The following is a 22,076-nucleotide window of genomic DNA, read 5'->3' as shown; positions in this document are numbered from 1 at the left end:
AGGGGCGGTGCTGCCGGCGTCATCCGCCAGCTACTTCTTCGCCGCCGCCAATGCCGCCTTGAGCGCATCCAGATCGCCCACCCGGTTGGCAAGCAGCAGAACCAGCCTGGCGTTGAGCCGCGCGCTTTCCTCGAAGCTCAGGCCTTCATGGGCCTGCATCAGCAGGGCATAGAAATCGTCGCCGGCCGCACCCAGCCGGTCGCGGCCAATCTCGTCCTTGTCGGTCAATGCTCCCTCCCCATCGCGCGGGCATAGGCCAGGGCGATCTCGTCGGCATGCGGCGCGACGAAGGTCGCCGCTATGTGCTGGTCGGGCCGGACGAGGCAGATGACGCCGGCGCCGTAGCGGTCGGCGACGAGGCCTTCCGCATCGCGCAGGACGATCCTCGCCTCGGCGCCGGCGAGGTTCTCGTCCGGCCATATCTCGATCACCGGCAGTCCGGCGGGCAAGCCGGGCGGCGGCGCGCATCCGACCGCCATCAGCGCAAAACCCCTGCCGAAATATTCCAGCAGCCAGCCGGGACGGCCTTCGCATTGCACCGGCGCGTCCGGCATGGCCTGGCCGGGGGCAATCCCTTCGGCCGCGCCCGGTGTTTGCAGGCTGAGGCCTTCAAGGGAACAGGGCCTGGACAGGCGGCCGGAATTGACCAGCCGGCGGGCGAATGCGTGATCGGCCGCCAGATCGAGGACGCTGTCGCGAAACAGCTTTTCCATCTTGGATTTGGGCGTCATGAAGGAGGTGGAGCGCGACGAGTTCAGAATGTTCTCGTCCGCGCCGCGGACGCGCTCCTCATCATAGGTTTCGATCAGGCTTTCGGGCGCCTCGCCCTTGACGATCAGAGCCAGCTTCCAGCCCAGATTGTCGACGTCCTGGATGCCGCCATTGCCGCCGCGCGCGCCGAAGGGCGAGACGATATGGGCGCTGTCGCCGGCGAAGACCACCCGGCCATGCACGAAGCGTTCCAGCCTGCGGCACTGGAACATGTAGACCGAGACCCAATCGAGCTCGAAATCGCCGTGCCCGATGATCTTCTCGATGCGCGGTATCACGTTCTCATGCCTCTTCTCCCGGTCGGGATCGGCATCGGGGCCGAGCTGAAGGTCGATGCGGTAGATGTTGTCCGGCTGCTTGTGCAGAAGGGCCGACTGCCCCGGATGGAACGGCGGCTCGAACCAGAACCACCGCTCCGACGGGAAATCGGCCTTCATCTCCACATCGGCGATCAGGAAGCGCTCCTCGAACACCCGGCCCTCGAAGTCGAGCCCCATGAAGGAGCGCATCGGCGAGCGGGCGCCGTCGCAGGCAATCACCCATGCGGCGTCGAGATGGTAGGCGCCGTCGGGCGCCTCGACCGCGAGCCTGGCGCCCGTGTGATGGCTGCGCACGCCGTTGACCCGGTTCTTCCACCTGAGGTCGATCAGGTCGGGAAAATCCGCGCAGCGCTCGACCAGATACTGTTCCACGTAATATTGCTGGAGATTGATGAAGGCCGGCATCTTGTGGCCTTCCTCGGGCAGGAGATCAAAGCTCCAGACCTCGCGGTCGCGATGGAAAAGCCGGCCGACCTTCCAAGTGATGCCCTTTGCCACCATGCGCTCGCCGATGCCCAGCCGGTCGAAGATTTCGAGCGTGCGCTTCGACCAGCAGATCGCCCGGCTGCCGAGCGACACGACGTCGTTGTCGTCGAGCACGACGGATGGAACGCCGCGCAGCGCCAGATCGACGGCCATCGAGAGCCCGACCGGCCCCGCGCCGACAATGGCGACCGGATATTGCCGGGCGACCGCGCCGTCGAGCTCCGGCGGCTTTTTATAGGGGAAAGGCTGATAAGCGTAGCGGGGCATCTTCTCCAAACACTCGTTAGGGGCTGTGGGCGGTGTCGCGGTTCAGTCAGGCTCGTCCATCTCGCCCCGCCTCGAGGGCGCGTCGAAATCGAGGAAGAATTCGTCGAGCTGAGGCGGCTTGACGGTGGTGCCGGACAGCATGGCGTGCACCTGTCCGCGGTGGTGAATCTGGTGCAGGAACAAATGGGCGAGCAAATCGCCAACAAGCTCGGGGAACCGGCCCGCCTCCCCCCGGTCCGTGACGACGCGGCGCGCCATGTCGGCGTTGCCGAGCCTTTCGCACAAGGCGATGAGGCGCTCGTCCTCCACACGCCGCGCCTGCGCGAGCGCCGCCGGATCCTCGAACGCCACGAAGTCATGGAATGCCGAGGGCCCGCGGCCGCCTTCCTCCAGCGCGTCCAGATAGTAGAGGTCGACGGCCAGGATGTGATTGAGCGTCTTGGCTATGGACGGGAAGAAGCCCGTGCGCGGCGCTTCGAACTCGCCCGGCTCCAGCGCGAGCACGGCGCGCATCAGCCGCCGGTTCGACCAGCGATTGTTGGCCGCCATCTTCTTGAAATGGGTTTGCAGATCCATTCTGGCTCCGTCACTGGCTGGCGAATGCGGTCGACAATATCCATGCGAAGCTGGAGGCGATCGCCCCGGCATAGCCCGCCGCCAGCGCCAGGCGGGCGCGGCGGTGGATGTCGCCCTGGCCCGTCTCCTCGGCATAGGCGCGCAGTTCCTCCCGGAGGTACTTTTGCATGCGCTTTCTCCTGCCGGGTCCGCGCGGGCTGCGCAGCGAGAAGAACTTCAATCTGGCTTCGTCGTCGGACCAGCCGAAGCGCTGCTTTTCCAGGCCGAACGTCAGGCGCAATATCTGCCGCCAGCCATAGATCACCAGCGACAGCGACAGAACGAAGATCAGACCCAGCAGCCAGTTCGGCATCGTCTCGCTCCTTCTTGCCATGCCACCCGCCGGACCGCCTTTCCGGCGCGGCTAGCCTTGCAGCGCCTCCCACATCTGCTTGTCGCGCTCGGCGGTCCAGATGCGCGGCGTGTCGATGCCCAGCGCCTCGTCATAGGCGCGCGAGACGTTGAAGGGCAGGCAGTGCTCGTAGATCGCGTAGTCGGAGAATTTGGGGTCGCACTCGGCGCGACAGGCATCCCAGGCCTCCTTCAGGCTGCCGCCGCCCTGCGCCACGCGGGCGACCGGCTGGTAGGTCGACAGAACGAAATCGCCGGTCAGGTCCAGCGCTTCGTTGACCATGTCGCGGCCCACCAGCGCATCGCCCCGGCCCGGCGCGATGGCATCGGGATCGAAGGCGCGGATTTCCTCCAGCGTTCCCGGCCAGTCGTGGAAATGGCCGTCGCCGCAATAGCAGGCCGAATGATATTCGACGATGTCGCCGGTGAACATGACATTGGCATCCGGCACATGGGCGACGATGTCGCCGGCCGTATGCGCGCGTCCCAGGAACATCAGGTCGACCCGGCGCCTGCCCAGATACACCGTCATCGATTGCGAGAAGGTGGTGGTCGGCCAGGTGAGCCCGGGAATGCTCTCGTGCCCCTGGAAAAGGCGCGGGAAACGGACAAATTCGGAATCCCAGTCCTCCTTGCCGCGCTCCACCACCATCGCGCGCGCCTTGTCGCTCATGACGATGGTGGGGGCCTTATAGGCGGAAGCCCCCAGAACGCGCACGGCATGGTAGTGCGTCAGCACCAGATGGCTGATCGGCTTGTCGGTGACCGAGCGCACCTTCTCGATCACCTTTTCCGCAAGGCGCGGCGTCGCCTGCGCCTCGATCACCATCACCGATTCATCGCCGATGATGACGCCCGAATTCGGATCGCCCTCGGCCGTGAATGCCCACAGATCGCGGCCGATCTCGTCGAAGGAGATTTTCTTGTCGGCCAGGTCCCCGGCCGATGCGAAGTTCTTCGCCATTTATGCGCCTTTCTCGTATTTCTGCACTTCTTGCTCGATCGCGCCGAAGATTGAATGGCCGTTCCCGTCCTTCATCTCGATCCGCACCGTGTCGCCGAAACGCATGAAGTCGGTCTTGGGGCTGCCGCCTTCGATTGTCTCGATCATGCGGATTTCGGCAATGCAGGAATAGCCGGCGCCGCCGGCGTCGAGGGGCTTGCCCGGCCCGCCGTCGAGCTTGTTGGAGACGGTGCCCGAGCCGATGATCGAGCCCGCGCAAAGCGGCCGCGTCTTGGCGGCATGGGCGATCAGCGTCGGGAAATCGAAAGTCATGTCGATCCCGGCATTGGCCCGGCCGAAGGGCTTGCCGTTGTAGTCGACCCACAGGGGCAGGTGTACCCTGCCCCCGTCCCAGGCCTCGCCCATCTCGTCCGGGGTGACCGCCACCGGCGAGAAGGCCGAGGAAGGTTTAGACTGGAAAAAGCCGAAGCCCTTGCCGAGTTCGGCCGGGATGAGACCGCGCAGCGAGACGTCGTTGACCAGCATGATGAGGCGTATCGCATCCCGTGCCTCGTCCGCCGAAGCGCCCATGGGAACGTCGTCCACGACGACGGCGACCTCGCCTTCCATGTCGATGCCGTATGCCTCATCGGCCACGGCGATGGGATCGCGCGGGCCGAGGAAGGAATCCGATCCGCCCTGATACATGAGCGGGTCTTCCCAGAAGCTCCCGGGCATTTCGGCCCCGCGCGCCTTCCGCACCAGTTCGACATGGTTCACATAGGCCGAGCCGTCCGCCCATTGATAGGCGCGCGGCAGGGGCGACATGGCATCGTGCTCGTGGAAGCGCTCGGCCGGCACCGCGCCGTGCTCCAGGCTTTCGGCAAGGGCTGCCAGATGGGGCGCGACGCGCGACCAGTCGTCGAGCGCCGCCTGCAGCGTCGGCGCAAGGAAGGAGGCGTCCGTATAACGGGTCAGATCCTTCGAGACGACGACCAGCCTGCCGTCCCGTGTGCCGTCCTTCAAGGTGGCGACTTTCATGCGATGCTTCTCCCTGGCTCGTATCTTTATATGTCGTTGCGGTTAGGCCATGCTCAGCAATAAGTGCTGCGGATTGCGCCGGATTTTTCGTCGCCTGCAAGGCGCGTCATTCGGCGCATACCAGGGTATGTAACGAATGGCGCAACGAAGCAGGCGGCGAAAAAGACAAGCAAGGCGTAGCACTTATTGTTGAGCATGGCCTTAGTCCAGCCGTATCTCGAGGCCGTCGCGCGCGACCATCAAGGGACCTGACCACGTTTTGCGCACGGCGTCATGCCATTCTTCCTCGCCGAAGTTCGGGTCGTCGGCGGGGATCAGATGATGCAGCAGCAGATGGCCGCATTCGGCAAGGCTTGCGATGCGTCCCGCGTCCCCGGCCAGCGTATGGCTGTCCATGAGGTGCTTCTTCAGCGAGGCCGCGTTGCCGGTGCGCGCGACCAGCGCATCCACGCCCGCTTCCAGCATGGCTTCATGCACGAGAATGTCGGCGTTCCTGGCGAAGTGGGCCAGCGGCGGGAAATAGGCCGTGTCGGCCGAGAAAACGATCTTCCTCCCGCCACCTTGGAAGGACAGCGCGAAGCAGTCGGTCACCGGCGGGTGGACGACGCGCAGCGCCGCGACGCTCAGGCCGCCCTCGTCCAGCACCGGGCCCTCGCCATATTCCTCGATCCGCACCAGTTCGCGGATGTCGGGGCGCCCCTCGTCCTCGATGCGGGTCTGGATGTCGTAGGACATCGACCGGCAGAAGCCGTCCCACACGTCGCCGACGCCGGGCGGCCCGTGGACCGTGACCGGCTTCGCCAGCCCCGCCGTCCAGGCGGTGTGGATCAGCGGTCCCATCTCCAGCACATGGTCCGAATGCAGGTGCGTGATGAAGATCAGGTCGAGATCGCGCAGATGCATGTCCGCATCGACGAGGCCCACGGTGACGCCCAGTCCGCAGTCGACCACGATGCGCCGGCCGGCGAGCTCCAGCAGACTAGAGGTCGGCATCGGCCCCTCGGGCCGGATCGCCGGCCCGCCCTTGCTGCCCAGGATGACGAGCCGGTCGCTCAAGACCAGTCGCCCTCGGGCGTGCCGTTGAAGCGCTTCCTAAGGCCCGTCCAGCAGTCGATGTAATCGTCCTGGAGGGCCTCGCTCTCGGCGGCGAAGCGCGTCAGGTTCTGGGGAAAGCGGGTTTCGAACATGAATGCCATCGTGTCATCAAGCTTCACCGGCTTCAACTCCGCCTTCGTCGCCTTCTCGAAGCCTGTTGCGTCGGGCCCGTGCGGCAGCATCATGTTGTGCAGCGATATGCCGCCCGGCACGAATCCCGCCTCCTTGGCATCGTACTGGCCTTTGATCAGGCCCATGAACTCGCTCATGATGTTGCGGTGGTACCAGGGCGGGCGGAAGGTGTGCTCGGCCACCAGCCAGCGCGGCGGGAAGATCACGAAATCGACATTGGCCGTCCCCTCCTCGCCCGAGGGCGCGGTGAGCACCGTGAAGATCGACGGATCGGGATGGTCGAACAGGATGGCGCCGACCGGCGAGAAGGTGGAAAGGTCGTATTTGTACGGCGAATAGTTGCCGTGCCAGGCGACCACGTCGAGCGGCGAGTGATCGATCTCCGTGCGATAGAAGCGCCCGCACCATTTCACCGTCAGCCGGCAGGGCGTCTCCTTCTCCTCGTACCAGGCGACCGGCGTCTTGAAGTCGCGCGGATTGGCCAGGCAGTTGGCCCCGATCGGCCCGCGGTCCGGCAGGGTGAACTTGGCGCCGTAATTCTCGCATATATAGCCGCGCACCGGGCCGTCCATCAGCTCGACCTTGAAGATCATGCCGCGCGGAACGATGCATATCTCGCCCGGCGTCACTTCCATGATGCCCATCTCGGTCATGACGCGGATGCCGCCTTCCTGCGGCACGATCAGCAACTCGCCATCGGCGTTGAAAAAGTGGTCGTCCACCATCGAGGCGTTCGCGACATAGATGTGCGCCGCCATTCCCGACTGCCCCTGGGTGTCGCCGGCCGTCGTCATGGTGCGGATGCCTGCCAGGAAATCCGTTTCCTCGTTGGGAATGGGGATCGGGTCCCAGCGAAGCTGCCCGAGCGAAAGCTCGTGGTCGTCCAGGTTGGGCGCCGATTTCCAGCGCGCATATTCGACCGGCTTGAAGCGCGACGTGTGCCGCACCGAGGGGCGGATGCGGTAGAGCCAGGAGCGCTCGTTGGTGCCGCGCGGGGCTGTGAAGGGTGAGCCGGAGAGCTGTTCCGCATAGAGGCCATAGGCCGGACGCTGCGGCGAGTTCTGGCCTTGCGGCAGCGCGCCGGGAAGGCTTTCGGTTTCGAAGTCGTTGCCGAAACCCGGCATGTATCGGACCGTCATTTCGTCCTCCGCAGGATTGACCAAACTGGTTTCATCTGTAACCATTGAAAATGTAACTATCAAATCATGTCATGGCCATGCCCGACCGCGAAATCCTGTCACTGGAAACCTTCCTGCCCTACAGGCTCAACCGGCTCGCCGATGCCGTCAGCCGTTCCTTCTCCGACATCTACCGGCAGCGCCACGGCCTTACCCGGCCGGAATGGCGCACGCTGGCAACGCTCGGCCAGTATGGCACGATGACGGCGACCGAGGTCGGCGCTCATTCCTCCATGCACAAGACAAAGGTCAGCCGCGCTGTGGCGGCGCTGGAGACAAGGCGCTGGCTCAAGCGCCGGGCGGACGGGCAGGACCGGCGGGTGGAACACCTCGAGCTGACGCCCGCCGGCCAGCGCGTCTACGAGGAACTGGTTCCCCTTGCCAAGACGTTCGAAGCCGACCTTCTGGGCAAGCTCGACATGCGCAAGCGCGAGGCCGTGCTGAAGGGGCTCGCGGCCTTGGAAGAGGCCGTGTTGACGAAGTGAAGGGACGGCATTATATCTAACAAGTCATATTAACCAGATTGACCGGTCAAAGGAATGAAGACAGTCCCTGCCACGGAAGCCAAAGCCAAGTTTTCGGCTCTGCTCAGCGACGTCGAGCGCGGGGAGATTGTATCCATCACGCGTCACGGCCGGACGATTGCCAGGATGGTGCCCGAGGAGAGCAAACGCCCTGAGGAAGTGCGGCGGGCGGTCGAGAATATCCGTAAGCTTCGTGCATCACTTCCCAAAACCGGCATTACCATCGAAGAAGTGCTCTCCTGGCGTCATGAGGGGCATAAATACTGATGCCGTTCATTTTGGACGCCTCGGTAACTGCGGCCTGGCTTCTACCCGACGAAGAGCACCCTCTCGCAACGCACTTGGAGGATCATCTCCTTCATGACCATTTTCTTGTTCCGCCGATCTGGTGGTTCGAGGTGCGCAATCTGCTTGTGGTCGCGGAACGACGCATGCGGCTGACATTGGAGCAAACGGCTGCAATTATCGCCAATCTGGCAATCTACCCAATCGTCGAAGACAATGATGTGGATGAACAGGTTCTCCTGCAACTGGCGCGCGCGCATGCCCTTTCCATCTACGACGCGAGCTATCTGGAGTTGGCCGGTCGATTGCGTCTGCCCCTCGCCACACTCGACAACAAGCTTCTCCGTGCCGCCGAAGCGGCGTCCATCCGGCTCGTCGTTCCCTGAGCCCCTTCAACGTCTGAGAGACCCTTCCAGAAGGGTTCTCACCAGTCCAGCACCACCTTGCCGGCCTCGCCCGAGCGCATGGCGTCGAAGCCTTCCCTGAAATCGTCGATGCCCATGCGGTGGGTGATCACGCCCGAGACGTCCAGCGGGCCCTGCACCAGGGCGATCATCTTGTACCAGGTCTCGAACATCTCGCGGCCATAGATGCCCTTCAGGTGCAGCATCTTGAAGATGACCTTGTTCCAGTCGATCTCGAAGCCGGTCGGCGCGATGCCCAGAATGGCGATCTTGCCGCCATTGTTCATCGCGTCGATCATGTCGCGGAAGGCGGGGGCCGCGCCCGACATTTCCAGCCCGACGTCGAAGCCTTCGGTCATGCCGAGCCGCGCCATCACGTCCGGCAGCTTTTCCTGCGCCGCGTTGACCGCATGGCGCACGCCCAGCTTCCTCGCCAGTTCCAGGCGGCCGGGATTGATGTCGGTGATGACCACCTTGCGCGCGCCCACGCACTGCGCCACCAGCGCGCCCATGATGCCGATGGGGCCGGCGCCCGTCACCAGCACGTCCTCGCCTACGAGGTCGAAGGACAGCGCGGTGTGGACGGCGTTGCCGAGGGGATCGAAGATGGCGGCGATCTCGTCCGGCACGTCGTCGGGGATCGCCACGACATTGTGCTGCGGCAGCGCGATGAACTCGGCGAAGGAGCCGGGGCGCTGCACGCCGACGCCCAGCGTGTTGCGGCACAGATGCCCCCTGCCCGCCCGGCAGTTGCGGCAGTGGCCGCACACGATATGGCCCTCGCCCGAAACGCGCTGGCCGGGCTTGTACTCGGTGACGGCCGCGCCGACATCGGCCACCTCGCCGGTAAACTCGTGGCCGGTGACCAGCGGCACCGGCACCGTCTTTCGCGCCCACTCGTCCCAGTTCCAGATATGGACGTCGGTGCCGCAGATGGCCGACTTCTTGACCTTGATGAGCACGTCGTTCGGCCCGATCTCCGGCACCGGCACGCGCTCCATCCACAAGCCCTCCTCCGGCTTGGCCTTCACCAGCGCCTTCATCATGTTGGACATGAGACTGTCCCCGTATCTGGAGCGTCGGCTGCCGTCATGAAATCACCCCCAGTTCCCGCCCCACGATCGCGAACGCCTCCACCGCCCGGTCGATATCCTCCGCCGAATGGGCGGCCGACATCTGCGTGCGGATGCGGGCCTGGCCCTTGGGCACCACCGGAAACGAAAAGCCGATGACATAGATGCCGTGGTCCAGCAGGCGCGAGGCCATCCTGTCGGCCAGCGCGGCATCGCCCAGCATCACCGGGATGATCGGATGGCCGCCGCCGGCGAGCGTGAAGCCCAGCTTCTCCATGCCGGCGCGAAAGCGGGCCGCGTTGTCGTAAAGGTGGCGGCGCAGGCTGTCGCCGTTCCTGACGATGTCGAAGACCTTGAGCGAGGCGGCGGCGATGACCGGGGCCAGCGTATTGGAGAACAGATAGGGGCGCGAGCGCTGGCGCAGCCACTCCACCACCTCGCGCCTGGCGCTCGTATAGCCGCCGGAGGCCCCGCCGAGCGCCTTGCCGAGCGTCCCGGTGACGATGTCCACCCGCCCCTCCACGCCGCAATGCTCCGGCGTGCCGCGCCCATGCGCGCCGACGAAGCCGATGGCGTGGCTGTCGTCCACCATGACCATGGCGCCGTATTTGTCGGCCAGGTCGCAGATGCCCTGAAGATTGGCGACGATGCCGTCCATGGAGAACACGCCGTCGGTGGCGATCAGCCGGAAACGCGCGTCCGCGGCCTCCTTCAGCCGGTCTTCCAGCTCGCCCATGTCGTTGTTGGCGTAGCGGTAGCGCCTTGCCTTGCTGAGCCGCACGCCGTCGATGATCGAGGCGTGGTTGAGCGCATCGGAAATGACCGCGTCCTCCGGCCCGAGCAGCGTTTCGAACAGCCCCGTATTGGCGTCGAAGCAGGAGGAATAGAGGATCGTGTCCTCCATGCCGAGGAATTTCGAGATCGTCTCCTCGAGCTCTTTGTGCTCTTCCTGGGTGCCGCAGATGAAGCGGACGGAGGCCATGCCGTAGCCGTAGCGGTCGAGCGCCTTCTTGGCCGCCGCGCGCAACTCCTCATTGTCGGCAAGGCCCAGATAATTGTTGGCGCAGAAGTTCAGCACCTTCCTGCCGCCGCTCTCGATCTGCGCCGACTGCACCGAGGTGATGACGCGCTCGGTCTTGTAGAGGCCGGCGGATTTCAGGCCTTCGAGTTCGGTGCGCAGATGGGAACGGAAGGCGTCGGACATGCGGGTCTCCTGAAACGACGGAACGGCGCGCATTTCTTCCACTTTCACCGACCGGTTTCAAGCGCCCCTCACCCTTACCCTCTCCCCGCAAGCGGGGAGAGGGAGGCGTCCACGTTGCGGCCATTCTCCTTCTCCCCGCGAGCGGGGAGAAGGTCCCGGCAGGGGGATGAGGGGCGAGCGCCAACGCTCACCCCCTCAGAAAAACGCCTGCAGCCCCGTCTGCGCCCGGCCGAGGATCAGCGCATGCACGTCGTGCGTGCCCTCATAGGTGTTGACGGTCTCGAGGTTCTGCGCGTGGCGCATCACGTGGTATTCGATCTGGATGCCGTTGCCGCCGTGCATGTCGCGGGCCTGACGCGCGATGTCGAGCGCCTTGCCGCAATTGTTGCGCTTGATGAGCGAGATCATCTCCGGGGCCATCTTGCCCTCGTCGAACAGGCGGCCGACACGGAGCGAGGCCTGGAGCCCGAGCGCGATTTCCGTCTGCATGTCGGCCAGCTTCTTCTGGAAAAGCTGGGTCTGCGCCAGCGGCTTGCCGAACTGCTTGCGGTCGAGCCCGTACTGCCGGGCGCGGCGCCAGCAATCCTCGGCCGCCCCCATCGCCCCCCAGGAGATGCCGTAGCGGGCGCGGTTGAGGCAGCCGAACGGCCCCTTGAGCCCCGAGACATTGGGCAGAAGCGCATCCTCGCCCACTTCCACGCCGTCCATCACGATCTCGCCGGTGATGGAGGCGCGCAAGCTGAGCTTGCCGCCGATCTTGGGCGCGGAAAGGCCCTTCATGCCCTTTTCCAGCACGAAGCCGCGGATCTGGTTGTCATGCGCCCCCCCGCTTTTATCGGACAGCTTGGCCCAGACGACGAAGACGTCTGCGATGGGCGAATTGGAGATCCACATCTTGGAGCCGGTGAGCCGGTAGCCGCCGTCGATCTTCTCGGCGCGCGTCTTCATGCCGCCGGGGTCGGAGCCGGCGTCCGGCTCGGTCAGGCCGAAGCAGCCGATATATTCGCCGGAAGCAAGCTTCGGCAGATACTTCTTCCGCTGCTCCTCGGACCCGTAGGCGTGGATCGGATACATGACCAGCGAGGACTGCACGCTCATCATCGAGCGATAGCCCGAATCGACCCGCTCCACCTCGCGCGCCACCAGCCCGTAGGAGACATAGCCCGCGCCGACGCCGCCATATTCCTCGGGGATGGTCACCCCCAGAAGCCCGGCCTCGCCCATCTCGCGGAAGATGGCCGGATCGCTCTCCTCGTTCATATAGGCATGCTCGATGCGGGGGCTGAGCTTGTCGGCGGCAAAGGCCGCCGCCGCATCGCGTATCATGCGCTCCTCGTCGCTGAGCTGCTCGTCGAGAAGAAAAGGGTCGTCCCAGACGAAGCTGGATTCCGAGGCTTTCGGCTTTTGCATAGTCACTGTCTGCCTTCCTGCTGCGATTGCGCGCATCCTATAGGACGGGACCATACAGCATCCTAGGCCATAATGCTTCAAGCTTAAAATGGATTTTTTGGAAGGGGATGGGGGGAGTGGGGTGGAGGTTGGGCAGGTGTGGGATTGATGACGGGTCTGCGCCTCATAGCAGTCAGTCAACAATCGGCCCACACGTTCTGGAAGCTGCCGTTCGCCAAGGCCGCCGTTATCAATGTGCGTTCTTCTTAGGTGCGGCTACTTCGACCGAAACCTTCGACACGTTGTAGAGCGCCACCGTCCCGCCAACCGCCTGAGCGGGATCGAACAGCGCGAGATTGATGCCATCGCTGACCGAGCTACGATAGACCACGCCGTCGAAGCTGCTCTTCTTAATGAATTCGCACAGATACTGGCTCGGAATATAGTCAATCGCCGCGCCCGCCGGCTGAACCGGTCGAGTCAATTCCTCGCCCAAGCGTTCGAGGAACGGCAAGTCGGCGCGCAACTGGCCGATCTCGCTCGCGTCGGTCAGGATGAAGGGTGAGACGAGCTTACGCGGGTTGCGCAAGTCCACAGCCTTGATCTCAGGGATCGTGAAATCAGCGACGCAAACAACCTCGCCGGTATGGGGCCTGATCTCGGCGACAGCCGTGTCGGGAAGCGACCCGAGATAGAGATAGGGAATGCCCGCTGGATTGGCCCTGCCATGTGACGAGCGTCGCTTCGGCGGTGCACCCATCTTCTCGATCGGAAAGATCTCGTCCTCGATGCGGATTCGCGCGCGATACCATCGCCGGGGTAAAGCCGGCGCCAGCAGCATGTCGAGCAGTTGGCGGAGACGGTCTAGGTCGATAGCGACGTCTAGAAACCAGCGATTGGCATACATCATCTCGTCGCGCAGCTTGTCCCACTGCGCGAGGCCTTCGCTGATATAGCTTGCCGACGGGGCGAAACTGCGTCGAACGATATCACCGTCATCGAGAATTTCGCCGAGAAGTTCCTTGGCGTGGGCAATGTCCATGCGCTGATGGCTGAAGAGCTGCCAGTCGTCCTTCATCCATTCGACCAGCGACTTCCCATCCTTACTCGGCTCGTAGACATTGACCAGCAGCTCGAAATAGTTGGCGAGCTTGCCTGGCTCAACAAGCTGCGTGTCAGCGGTCCCGCAGAAATCGCATGTCCCATGACCGGGATCGAGCGAAGGAAAGAGCTGATCGCGCAGAGCGCGATCGTCGAAGCACTCCGGGCAGCAGAGACGCTGTGCCATGGAGCTCAGCCAAGATAGTCCGCAAGCGTCTCGATGTGATGTTTCATCGAGAGCTTTTTGACATAGCCAAGGCCCGGGAAATGGCCCTTCGCGTGGAGGTCACGAAACTCCTTGATCGCGCCGGTCTCGAGAACGTGGGAGTTCCCGCTGTCCAATTTCGCGATCAGCTTCGCCAGCGCCTGAGCGAACTTGCCGGCGGGATCAGTCGGCGTGTCCTTCGTGTCCGAGACGAAGTGATAGATGTACATGACATCGTCCTTGTCAGGATCGATGAAGGTTAGGTGGATCGCGACGGCATAGGCCGGACCTCCGCCCTCACTATAGACGTCGCCGACGATCAGAAAATCGCCAAAGCCAGCCATGCCGAGATCGCCATAGGTAACATGGAGATCAGAGAACTCCTCCATCTCCGGATAATCGGCATTGCGCAGCCGCTTGAAGCCGTCGCGCACAAGGATGCGCGTGCTCTGGGAAAAATGCTTCCGGTAGAGCAGCTTTGCATGATCTTCGATGAAGATGTTGGTGAGGCCGGGCATGCCGTCCTCCAACTCGGCCGCCAGCGCCTTGGGGGCGGTGAAGCCGGCGTGGACAAGGACGGGATGATGATCTGCATGATGCTCATAGCAGGCCATCACGTCGTCAACAGTCATGTCACTACGCAGCAGTATGCCGGCGGCGATATTGCCGGCGCCGATAAAGCCCTCTTGAAGGAGGCCGGTGATGCTCGTTCCGTCTTCCTGATGGTCGCCGTGATAGGGATTCACGACTACGATCGCGCGTCCGCCGGCAGCACAGACCGCGCCCAAGGTCTTCTTGAGGCCACCGAGCGCCTCGCGCACGGGCTCTATGACGGGCACAAAGTTCTTCTCGGCGAGCAGCGTCGCCATCTCGCGGATCGTGATGAGCTCGAATTGCTTTCCGCGGAAATAAGGATGGTACATACGCTAGTCAGCTCCAAGCCATGGCTGCGTGCAGCGGGGTCGCGATGGCGTCGAGCAGCCGCGGGTGGTCAGCACGGCGAACCGATACAGACAGCGCTGCAGCTTGCAGAGACTCCGGCAGACGGTCAACGAGGTCGCCGAGCGGTGCCAGATCGCGCGTCCGCTTGAGTGTCCGCACCATCTCGACGTGGAGCGCAACCGGGTCGAGCGCACTGAAAAGGACGCGCATCGCGGCATGCCGCTGCGTATTGGGAACCTGCGGCACCGTCACTCCCATCGCCCGCAAGATCGCTGCGCCTTCGGCCATACGCAGTGATTCAAAGACGGTCGCCGGGCAGATGCGCGCCGGGCAGTCGATCGCTTCGCGCACCGTCGTCATTCGGTAGCGCTTGGAGAGACACATCACTCCGACATCGTCTGGGACCGTTGCCAGCACGCCCTTGATATGGCTTTCGCTCGCGATCACGTTCACTTTGGCAAAGACGCGCTTGTAGTTCTCTACCTGATTGGCGAGCCGCGCGAGCGAATCCCGCTCCGACTTGATTTCATAGACGGTCGCAGTGCCATTCAGGATGACGAGATCCGCCTTGCAGCTGCCGGCACGGAATTCGTTGAGCATCGAAGCCGTGCGGAGGGAGTGCGTGCCCATCAGCACTTTGTGGCTGATCGCCGCGCGATAGATGTATTCGTCGCGGTGGCCCGCGACCTTCAGAATCTCGAACGCCGAGTCAAAGGTGTCGCCTACGGTCGCGCGCGGGTCGGAGTGCCCAAGCAGATCGGCCTGCTCAATCAGCCGACGGAACAAGCCCGATCGGCCTTTCTTCGCCATTTCACGAAAAACGGTGGCGGAGAACAGCCGAGTCAAAGCAGATAGTTGCGCTGCGCTGTAGATCTTCATTCCCCCACTTGAACCGCACATCGCCTCGTGCAGACGCTAGGCCTTTTAGCGCAAAAAGCTCCGATATGGAATCTGGCTTTTGCCAAATCGAGGTGGAAGGCTGCCGAGAGCATTTGTGGGCCGCTCTTGGTTGTCCCAGGTTCGCTGACCTCTACTTCCGCTTTCGCGGGTCGGCCGCTCGAAAGCCGCAGGTCCGCACCCAGCCCCAAAGCCCCCCCAAAAAATAATCCCACAAATTTATCCCCACCTCCCAAACCTCCCGCATAATGGCCCCATCGCCTTCACGGGAACCGGATGCGCACCGGGTGTTCGGGAAGGCGGCGGCAGCCTCCCCCTTCGGGATCGGAACCCGAAGGCATGTGAGGGCCACGACAGGCCGGAGCCCTTCGCCTTGCGGCGCGGGGTGCGGAGAAGCCGCGGCGGGTCCGGTCCAGGCGTGTAAGTCACGAGCCTGGGCGTCCGAAAGGGCAATGGGGACCTGAGATTGACCGGTCGACCGTGTGACAGCGGCCGGCGGGGCGCGTTGATCGCGCCACCAATACCAAACAGAGAGGCACGATCAACGCGCCCCGCTTCCCAACTTCTTCTCCCAAAGCCCGGCGGGCATCCCCGCGCGGCAACGAAGAGGCATGCCTTGTGAGAACCAGCCATCGCCAACCACCCGCGCCGCCACCCGCGCCTTCGTCGGGCTTGACCCGGGGATCCATGCCGTTCGGCCGCCACCGCCGCCCGACAATGCGGAAGGCCCCTCGTCCCGCCTGCCGGACAGGTTGCGGCACGGATCCTCGGGTCAAGCCCGGGGATGAGGAAGCGGAAAGGGGCGGCGCCCACGTGACGACGCGGAGGGGTGGGCGCTCGCATGACGGCGGAGAGAGGTGGACGCCACGAAGCCGATGGGCAGGCGCGAGGACGCCCAAGCGGAAGGGCATCAGAAGCGAGGCAGTCGCGCCATTCGCAGCGTTGGCGGGTACACCGCACCGCCTTCCCCTTCGTCATCCCAGGGCGGAGCCGAAGGCGAAGACCCTGGGATCCATGCCGTTCCCTCTCCCCTCGCGCCCCACGCTTCCGGCACCGGACGCCCCATGCCGGAAACGGCGCACCCGCCGCCACCGTCACGGCATGGATCCTCGGGTCAGGCCCGAGGATGACGAAGCGGACAGGGGCGGAGCACGAAACGCGGACGGAAACGCGGACAAAAGCGCCCGACGCCGGCACCCCCGGAACCTGCCGCTGGAAAGCGCGCCCCGGTCCCTTCGCAGCCACGGCGAATCCGCCTAGTATCGGCCCATGAGCATCCGCCAGCTTTCCGAGAACGTCATCAACCAGATCGCCGCCGGCGAGGTCATCGAGCGGCCGGCCAGCGTCGTCAAGGAACTGGTCGAAAACGCGCTGGACGCCGGGGCGAGCCGCATCGAGATCGCCACCGCCGGCGGCGGGCTGACATTGCTGCGCGTCATCGACGATGGCGGCGGCATCGCGGCGGAGGAGCTGCCGCTGGCCGTGTCGCGCCATTGCACCTCCAAATTGTCGGACGATGTGCACGACATCCGCTCGCTGGGCTTTCGCGGCGAGGCGCTTCCTTCCATCGGCTCGGTGTCGCGGCTCAGCCTGCGCTCGCGCCAGGCGGGCGGCGACAGCGGGGCGGAGATCGTCGTGGAGGGCGGGCGCGTGGGGCCGGTGAAGCCGGTCGCCGCCAACCGGGGCACCACGGTCGAGGTGCGCGACCTTTTCTTTGCGACGCCGGCGCGGCTGAAATTCATGAAGAGCGAGCGGGCCGAAACGGCGGCCATCACCGACGTCGTCAAGCGCATCGCGCTCGCCTTTCCCGCCGTCCGCTTCACGCTCACCGGCACGGACCGCGGCACCACCGACCTTGCCGCCGTGCCCGAGGATGGCGAGGGGCTCCTGCGCCGCATCAGCCAGATACTGGGCAGGGAGTTTCCCGAAAACGCGCTGCCGATCGAGGCGGAGCGCGAGGGCGTGCGCCTTTCGGGCTATGCCTCGATCCCCTCCTTCACGCGCGGCAACGCGCTCAATCAGTTTGCCTATGTCAACGGCAGGCCGGTGCGCGACAAGCTGATCGCCGGGGCGATCCGCGGCGCCTATATGGACGCGCTGCCGCGCGACCGCCACGCGGTGGCCGCGCTCTTCCTCGACGTCGACCCGGCGCTGGTCGACGTCAATGTGCATCCGGCGAAGGCGGATGTGCGCTTTCGCGATCCGGGCCTCGTGCGCGGCCTCATCGTCGGCGCGATCCGCCAGGCGCTGGAGGCGGGCGGCATGCGCGCGGCCACGACGGGCGCGGCGGCGATGCTCGAGGCGTTCCAGAACACGGCCGCCGGCCCGGCGGCCAGCAATGGCGGCGGCCCCGGCCGCTTCGCCGCCGCCCGGTCCCCCGAGCCCTGGCGCATGGAAACCTCGCCCTCGCGCCCGCTCGAAATGGCCGCCGCCGGCGGCTTCGGCGCCGGCGAACAGGCGGCGTTTTCGGTCGAGGGCGCATTCGGGAGCGCAGTCAGCGCCGACACGCGGGCGGCTGCCGGCGAGGCGCCCGCCGAGGCCCTGCGCCGGCCCCTGGGCGCGGCCCGCGCGCAGGTGCACGAGAACTATATCGTCGCGCAGACGGAGGATGCGCTGGTGATCGTCGACCAGCACGCGGCCCATGAAAGGCTCGTCTACGAGGCGCTCAAGCAGGCCATCCATGCGCGCCCGCTGCCGGCGCAGATGCTCTTGATGCCGGAGATCGTCGACCTGCCGGAGGAAGACGCGGAGCGTCTGGGCAACCATGCGGCGTTCCTGCAAAGGCTGGGCCTCGGCCTCGAACGCTTCGGCCCCGGCGCGGTGGCGGTGCGCGAGACGCCTTCCATGCTGGGCGAGGTGGACGTGCCGAAACTCGTGCGCGACCTTGCCGACGAAATCGCCGAGCACGACACCGCCGAAACGCTGAAAGAACGCATCGACCATATCGCCGCCACCATGGCCTGCCATGGTTCGGTGCGGTCGGGACGCCGGCTGCGGCCGGAGGAGATGAACGCGCTGCTGCGCCAGATGGAGGCGACGCCGGGCTCCGGCACATGCAATCACGGCCGGCCGACCTATATCGAATTGAAGCTGGCGGATATCGAGAAACTGTTCGGGCGGCGATGAGACATCCGCCTTGCCAAGGGCCCGCCGGCGTTTTATGGCGCAGGAGCGCAAAGACGAGGCGATTGCGATGAACCGTTTTGAAGGACCCGGCGCGCGCGAGGCGCGGGTGCGTTATCTCGATGGCGATTTCCAGGTGCTGACGCCCGGCGCCTTCGTGCGGTGTGCCGTTTCCGGCGAGGCCATTCCGCTCGAGGAACTGAAATATTGGAGCGTCTCGCGCCAGGAAGCCTATGCGAGCGCCGAAACCTCGCTCGCGCGCGAGCTTGAGCTCGATCCGGCGCTGCGCAAGCGCGCCTGATCAGCCGCCCTTCAGCATCCGCTCGCGCCAGGCGGTTATCGTCTGGCGGACGATCGCGCCGGGCGTGTCGACCGTCTCGAAAGCGGCCTCCACAGGCAAGGCCCGCACGGTTCCGGCGAATTCCCGCATGGGCCGGTGGCCGCTCGACAGGCGCACCAGATCCTTCTCCGTCGTCACCAGCGCCAGCCCATCCGCCCGCGCCTCACCCGAAAGCTCGGCCAGGTCGTCCTCCGTGAACTGATGGTGATCGGGAAACGACCTGGTCGCCACCAGTTCGGCCCCGATCTCGCGCAAGGTGGCGTAGAACTTCTCCGGATTGCCGATCCCCGCGAAAGCCAGCACGCGGGCGCCTTTCAGGCCGCGCGTCTTCATCGGCCTGGCGCGCGCATGGTAGACCGGCTTGCCGGCCCGCGCCGCGCGGCGCACGGTATATTGGGCGGCATCCCCCTGCCCCATGGTGACGACCGCATCGGCGAAGCGAAGCTGGTTGACGACAGGCGCGCGCAGCGGCCCTGCGGGTATGACATGGCCGTTGCCGAGGCCGCGCTGCGCATCGACCACGATCAGCGCGTAGTCCATGTGGATGCGGGCGCTCTGGAAGCCGTCGTCCATGATCAGGAAATCGCAGCCCTCCTCGATCAGCCGGCGCGCGCCCGCCGACCTGTCCGGGGAAACGACGACCGGGGCGTGGCGGGCGAGAAGCAGCGGCTCGTCGCCCACATGCCGCGCCGCATCGTGTCCGGCATCGACGAGGTGGGGCCTGGAAAGGCTGCCGCCGAAGCCGCGGGAAAGAAATCCCACCTTGTGGCCTTCCTTGCGGGCCTGCTTGCCCAGCGCGATCGCCACCGGCGTCTTGCCTTCGCCCCCGACGGTCAGGTTTCCCACGCACAGAACCGCGGCCGGCAGCTTCTCGCGCGGCGCGGTCCGCATGCGGGTGGAAGCGACGGCGCCATAGATGGCGGAAGCCGGCCACAGCGCCCAGGCGCGCCAATCGGGCTTCTCCCACCAGAATGGCGGCGCCTCGCTGCCCGCCATCAGGGCCTGCCGTTGCCGCGCTGCAGGCGGCTTTGCACGATGAGCGGATGGATGAAGGGCTCGAGCGCCGTCAGCGTGCGCGTCAGGGCGCCGGACATCTCCTCCACCGTGTGCCGGCCCGCCGCGATCATCTCCTCGCGCTTGCCGGCATTGTTGAGAAGGTAGTTGACGGCGCCGGCCAGCATCTGCGTGTCGCGCACCAGCCTTGCCCCGCCGCTGTCGATCAGCCGGCGATAGGCTTCGCGGAAATTCTGCACATTGCAGCCGGAAAGCACGGCGGTCCCCAGCATCGCCGGCTCGATCGGGTTCTGGCCGCCGCTGCCGGTCAGCGACCGGCCGACGAAGGCGATCTCCGTCAGGCGCAGATAAAGCCCCATCTCGCCGATCGTATCGCCGAGAAGGATGTCGATGCCGGCAGTCACGGCTTCGCCGGTGCTGCGGCAGATCACTTTAAGGCCGCGCGCCTCCATTTCAGCCTTCAGCGCCGGAGCACGCTCGGGATGGCGCGGCACGACGATGGACAGAAGATCCGGATGGCGCTTGCGCAGCATTTTGTGGACGTCGGCCGCCGCCATTTCCTCGCCGTCATGGGTGGACACGGCGGCCCAGGTTCGGCGGCCGCCGATCTGGCCTCTGATGGCGGCGAGCGTTGCGGCATCCACCGGCGGGTGCTGCGTATCCACCTTGAGGTTGCCCGAGACAGTGACCGGCCGCGCGCCAAGCTTGCGGAACCGCTCGCCGTCGACTTCCGACTGGGCGACGACATGGGCCAGATTCTCGAACAGCGCCTCGGCGAGGAAAGAGCGCTTGCGCCAGCTCTTGAAGGAGCGGTCGGACATGCGGCCGTTGACGAGCACCTGGGGAACCCGCCGTGCGCCGAGCTCGAGAATGGTCATCGGCCATATCTCGGACTCGGCCATGATGGCGAGATCGGGACGCCAGTGGTTGAGGAAGCGGCTCACCGCCGGCTTCAGGTCGAGCGGCACATATTGATGGATGACCCGGCCGCCCAGCCTTTCGGTGGCCACCGATGCGGACGTGACGGTGCCCGTCGTCAGAACGATCTTGATGCCGGCCGCCAGGAAATGCTCGATCAGCCCGGTTACGGCGATGGTCTCGCCGACGCTGGCCGCATGTACCCATATGAGCGGTCCTTCCGGGCGCTCGTGGCTCGGCCTGCCATAGCGTTCATGGCGTCGCGTGCGCTCTTCCTTGCCCTTGTTCACGCGCCAGGCGATATAGCCGCCAACCAGCGGGTATGCCGCCGCACCTGCCCAGCGATAGGTCGTGAGTATGGTGCGTGCCCAGCGTTCGCTCATTGCCTGCCCATCAGAGACCGTCAGGATTGCTTGTCGACGAGCTTATAGGCGTCGCGCGTGGCAAGATTGAGCGCGTCCGTGACCTCACGGCGCTTTTCTTCCATGACCTCGTCGCTGGCGTCGGCGGGTACATGGATAGGATCGCCGAGGACGACGGCGCTGCGGCCGAAGGGCAGGTTGATCGTCGTCTTGTCCCAGGTCCGTTCCAGCACCCTGCGGCGGCTGGTGGCGATCGCCACGGGAACGATCGGCCTGCCGGCCAGCTTGGCCAGGGTGACGATGCCGAGCCCGGCCTCACGCGGCTTGCCGTGCGGTATGTCGGCGATCATGGCCACGTTGCAGCCCTTGTCGATGGTCCGCTTGAGCTGGATCAGCGCGGCGGCGCCGCCCTTCTTGGCGCTGTGCCCTTCGCGCCCGCCCGAACCGCGCACCACGTCGAAACCCAGCTTCTGGGCCACCAGCGCGTTGAGCTCGGCGTCGGCGCTGCGCGAGAACAGCGCGACCAGCTTGTGCTTCGGCGGGTTGATCGTCGGCCCCAGTATGTGCTGGCCATGCCAGAGGGCGGCGATGGCAGGCGTATGCTCGGCAATCGCCTTTCGCGGATCGTGCGAACCCTTAACGGGGGGATTCGTAAAGGAGATGAAGCGTATCCCATTGGCCAGCAGCGACGCGACCACCTGCTTGACGACGCGCGACCTTGCCAGCGGCTTGCGTATCCGCCGCCAGAGCGCCTTGAAAGGCCGGCGGTTGCGCGTCTCGGCTTTCACGTCAACCACGGTTGAAGCGGCTGCTGCTTCATTTTTCATCAGTCGGCCTTGCCCGCGCCAGGATCGAGAAAACGGTGCAGGTGAACCACGAAGTAACGCATGTGGGCGTTGTCCACGGTTTCCTGAGCCTTGGATCGCCAAGCCGCCTCGGCCGCCCGGTAGTTGGGATAGATGCCGACGATGTCGAGCGCATCGATGTCCTTGAACTCAGTCCCCGTCAGCGACTTCAGCTCGCCGCCGAAGACCAGGTGGAGCAGTTGCCTGTTCTCGGTTTCTTCAGCCATTTGACCCACTCGTCCATCTGAATT

The 22,076-nt window shown here is 65.1% G+C and carries 23 protein-coding genes; 5 read left to right on the top strand and 18 right to left on the bottom strand.

Annotated features, from left to right (window positions below; translation table 11 throughout):
• Nucleotides 1–30 precede the first annotated feature (30 nt).
• From NTH_RS15060 to hmgA, 8 genes are all read right to left on the bottom strand, one after another.
• On the bottom strand, nt 31–228 hold the full coding sequence (locus tag NTH_RS15060) for a DUF2783 domain-containing protein (RefSeq protein ID WP_338530772.1): 198 nt from the start codon (nt 226–228) through the stop codon (nt 31–33).
• The gene (locus tag NTH_RS15055; protein ID WP_338530771.1) at nt 225–1,844 is read right to left on the bottom strand and encodes an FAD-dependent oxidoreductase; all 1,620 of its coding nucleotides are present in this window, start codon (nt 1,842–1,844) and stop codon (nt 225–227) included. Before NTH_RS15055 ends, NTH_RS15060 begins: the two co-directional genes overlap by 4 nt.
• Nucleotides 1,845–1,886: 42 nt before the next feature.
• A complete protein-coding gene (locus NTH_RS15050; RefSeq protein WP_338530770.1) occupies nt 1,887–2,420 on the bottom strand; it encodes a DinB family protein in 534 nt (177 codons plus the stop codon).
• 10 nt (nt 2,421–2,430) lie between these two features.
• A complete protein-coding gene (locus NTH_RS15045) occupies nt 2,431–2,793 on the bottom strand; it encodes a hypothetical protein (protein ID WP_338530769.1) in 363 nt (120 codons plus the stop codon).
• 30 nt (nt 2,794–2,823) lie between these two features.
• A complete protein-coding gene (locus NTH_RS15040; protein WP_265516651.1) occupies nt 2,824–3,774 on the bottom strand; it encodes an MBL fold metallo-hydrolase in 951 nt (316 codons plus the stop codon).
• Nucleotides 3,775–4,794 (bottom strand): fumarylacetoacetate hydrolase family protein, encoded by a 1,020-nt coding sequence (locus NTH_RS15035; RefSeq protein ID WP_338530768.1) that lies wholly within the window; start codon nt 4,792–4,794, stop codon nt 3,775–3,777.
• Nucleotides 4,795–4,995: 201 nt separating this feature from the next.
• Nucleotides 4,996–5,850: an MBL fold metallo-hydrolase gene (locus tag NTH_RS15030; RefSeq protein WP_338530767.1), complete on the bottom strand. Its 855-nt coding sequence runs from the start codon at nt 5,848–5,850 to the stop codon at nt 4,996–4,998.
• Nucleotides 5,847–7,160 carry a homogentisate 1,2-dioxygenase gene (hmgA, locus tag NTH_RS15025; RefSeq protein ID WP_338530766.1) on the bottom strand — a complete coding sequence of 438 codons (1,314 nt, stop codon included), beginning with the start codon at nt 7,158–7,160 and terminating at the stop codon, nt 5,847–5,849. Before hmgA ends, NTH_RS15030 begins: the two co-directional genes overlap by 4 nt.
• Before the next feature lie 77 nt (nt 7,161–7,237).
• Here hmgA and NTH_RS15020 point away from each other — a divergent pair, with 77 nt between their 5' ends.
• From NTH_RS15020 to NTH_RS15010, 3 genes are read left to right on the top strand one after another with little or no spacing between them, the layout of a single operon-like run.
• Entirely contained in the window at nt 7,238–7,684 is a 447-nt protein-coding gene (locus NTH_RS15020; protein WP_338531929.1) for a MarR family winged helix-turn-helix transcriptional regulator, read from the top strand.
• A 54-nt stretch (nt 7,685–7,738) separates the two neighbouring features.
• Nucleotides 7,739–7,990, top strand: a complete 252-nt coding sequence (locus NTH_RS15015; RefSeq protein WP_338530765.1) for a type II toxin-antitoxin system Phd/YefM family antitoxin — start codon at nt 7,739–7,741, stop codon at nt 7,988–7,990.
• Nucleotides 7,990–8,394 carry a type II toxin-antitoxin system VapC family toxin gene (locus NTH_RS15010; RefSeq protein ID WP_338530764.1) on the top strand — a complete coding sequence of 135 codons (405 nt, stop codon included), beginning with the start codon at nt 7,990–7,992 and terminating at the stop codon, nt 8,392–8,394. Before NTH_RS15015 ends, NTH_RS15010 begins: the two co-directional genes overlap by 1 nt.
• Nucleotides 8,395–8,432: 38 nt before the next feature.
• Here NTH_RS15010 and tdh read toward each other — a convergent pair whose 3' ends face one another.
• The 6 genes from tdh to NTH_RS14980 all read right to left on the bottom strand — a co-directional run bounded on the left by tdh (nt 8,433) and on the right by NTH_RS14980 (nt 15,205).
• A complete protein-coding gene (gene tdh, locus NTH_RS15005; RefSeq protein ID WP_338530763.1) occupies nt 8,433–9,467 on the bottom strand; it encodes an L-threonine 3-dehydrogenase in 1,035 nt (344 codons plus the stop codon).
• Between the two features lie 34 nt (nt 9,468–9,501).
• A complete protein-coding gene (locus NTH_RS15000; RefSeq protein WP_338530762.1) occupies nt 9,502–10,689 on the bottom strand; it encodes a glycine C-acetyltransferase in 1,188 nt (395 codons plus the stop codon).
• A 195-nt stretch (nt 10,690–10,884) separates the two neighbouring features.
• On the bottom strand, nt 10,885–12,099 hold the full coding sequence (locus NTH_RS14995; protein WP_338531928.1) for an acyl-CoA dehydrogenase: 1,215 nt from the start codon (nt 12,097–12,099) through the stop codon (nt 10,885–10,887).
• A gap of 229 nt (nt 12,100–12,328) precedes the next feature.
• Complete coding sequence (locus tag NTH_RS14990; protein ID WP_338530761.1) at nt 12,329–13,366, bottom strand: RES family NAD+ phosphorylase; 1,038 nt, start codon at nt 13,364–13,366, stop codon at nt 12,329–12,331.
• 5 nt (nt 13,367–13,371) lie between these two features.
• A complete protein-coding gene (locus NTH_RS14985; RefSeq protein WP_338530760.1) occupies nt 13,372–14,307 on the bottom strand; it encodes a sce7725 family protein in 936 nt (311 codons plus the stop codon).
• Nucleotides 14,308–14,314: 7 nt separating this feature from the next.
• On the bottom strand, nt 14,315–15,205 hold the full coding sequence (locus tag NTH_RS14980; protein WP_338530759.1) for a sce7726 family protein: 891 nt from the start codon (nt 15,203–15,205) through the stop codon (nt 14,315–14,317).
• Between the two features lie 1,287 nt (nt 15,206–16,492).
• On the opposite strand from NTH_RS14980, the gene mutL reads away from it, so the two are divergent.
• Nucleotides 16,493–18,349, top strand: coding sequence for a DNA mismatch repair endonuclease MutL (gene mutL, locus NTH_RS14975; protein WP_338530758.1), 1,857 nt, complete (start codon nt 16,493–16,495; stop codon nt 18,347–18,349).
• A 67-nt stretch (nt 18,350–18,416) separates the two neighbouring features.
• Nucleotides 18,417–18,647, top strand: coding sequence for a DUF2093 domain-containing protein (locus NTH_RS14970; RefSeq protein ID WP_338530757.1), 231 nt, complete (start codon nt 18,417–18,419; stop codon nt 18,645–18,647).
• On the opposite strand, the gene lpxK is transcribed toward NTH_RS14970, so the two are convergent.
• Genes lpxK through NTH_RS14950 form a run of 4 tightly spaced genes read right to left on the bottom strand, consistent with a single transcriptional unit; the run spans nt 18,648 to nt 22,052 of the window.
• Entirely contained in the window at nt 18,648–19,682 is a 1,035-nt protein-coding gene (lpxK, locus tag NTH_RS14965; protein WP_338530756.1) for a tetraacyldisaccharide 4'-kinase, read from the bottom strand.
• Entirely contained in the window at nt 19,682–21,001 is a 1,320-nt protein-coding gene (gene waaA, locus NTH_RS14960; RefSeq protein WP_338530755.1) for a lipid IV(A) 3-deoxy-D-manno-octulosonic acid transferase, read from the bottom strand. The genes lpxK and waaA overlap by 1 nt, the downstream gene beginning before the upstream one ends.
• A 20-nt stretch (nt 21,002–21,021) precedes the next feature.
• Entirely contained in the window at nt 21,022–21,807 is a 786-nt protein-coding gene (locus tag NTH_RS14955) for a lysophospholipid acyltransferase family protein (protein WP_338530754.1), read from the bottom strand.
• Nucleotides 21,807–22,052, bottom strand: coding sequence for a DUF4170 domain-containing protein (locus tag NTH_RS14950; protein WP_338530753.1), 246 nt, complete (start codon nt 22,050–22,052; stop codon nt 21,807–21,809). Before NTH_RS14950 ends, NTH_RS14955 begins: the two co-directional genes overlap by 1 nt.
• Nucleotides 22,053–22,076: the final 24 nt, after the last annotated feature.

This window comes from Nitratireductor thuwali (genome assembly GCF_036621415.1).
GTDB lineage: Bacteria > Pseudomonadota > Alphaproteobacteria > Rhizobiales > Rhizobiaceae > Chelativorans > Chelativorans thuwali.
This window is presented reverse-complemented; position numbering and strand designations above follow the sequence as displayed.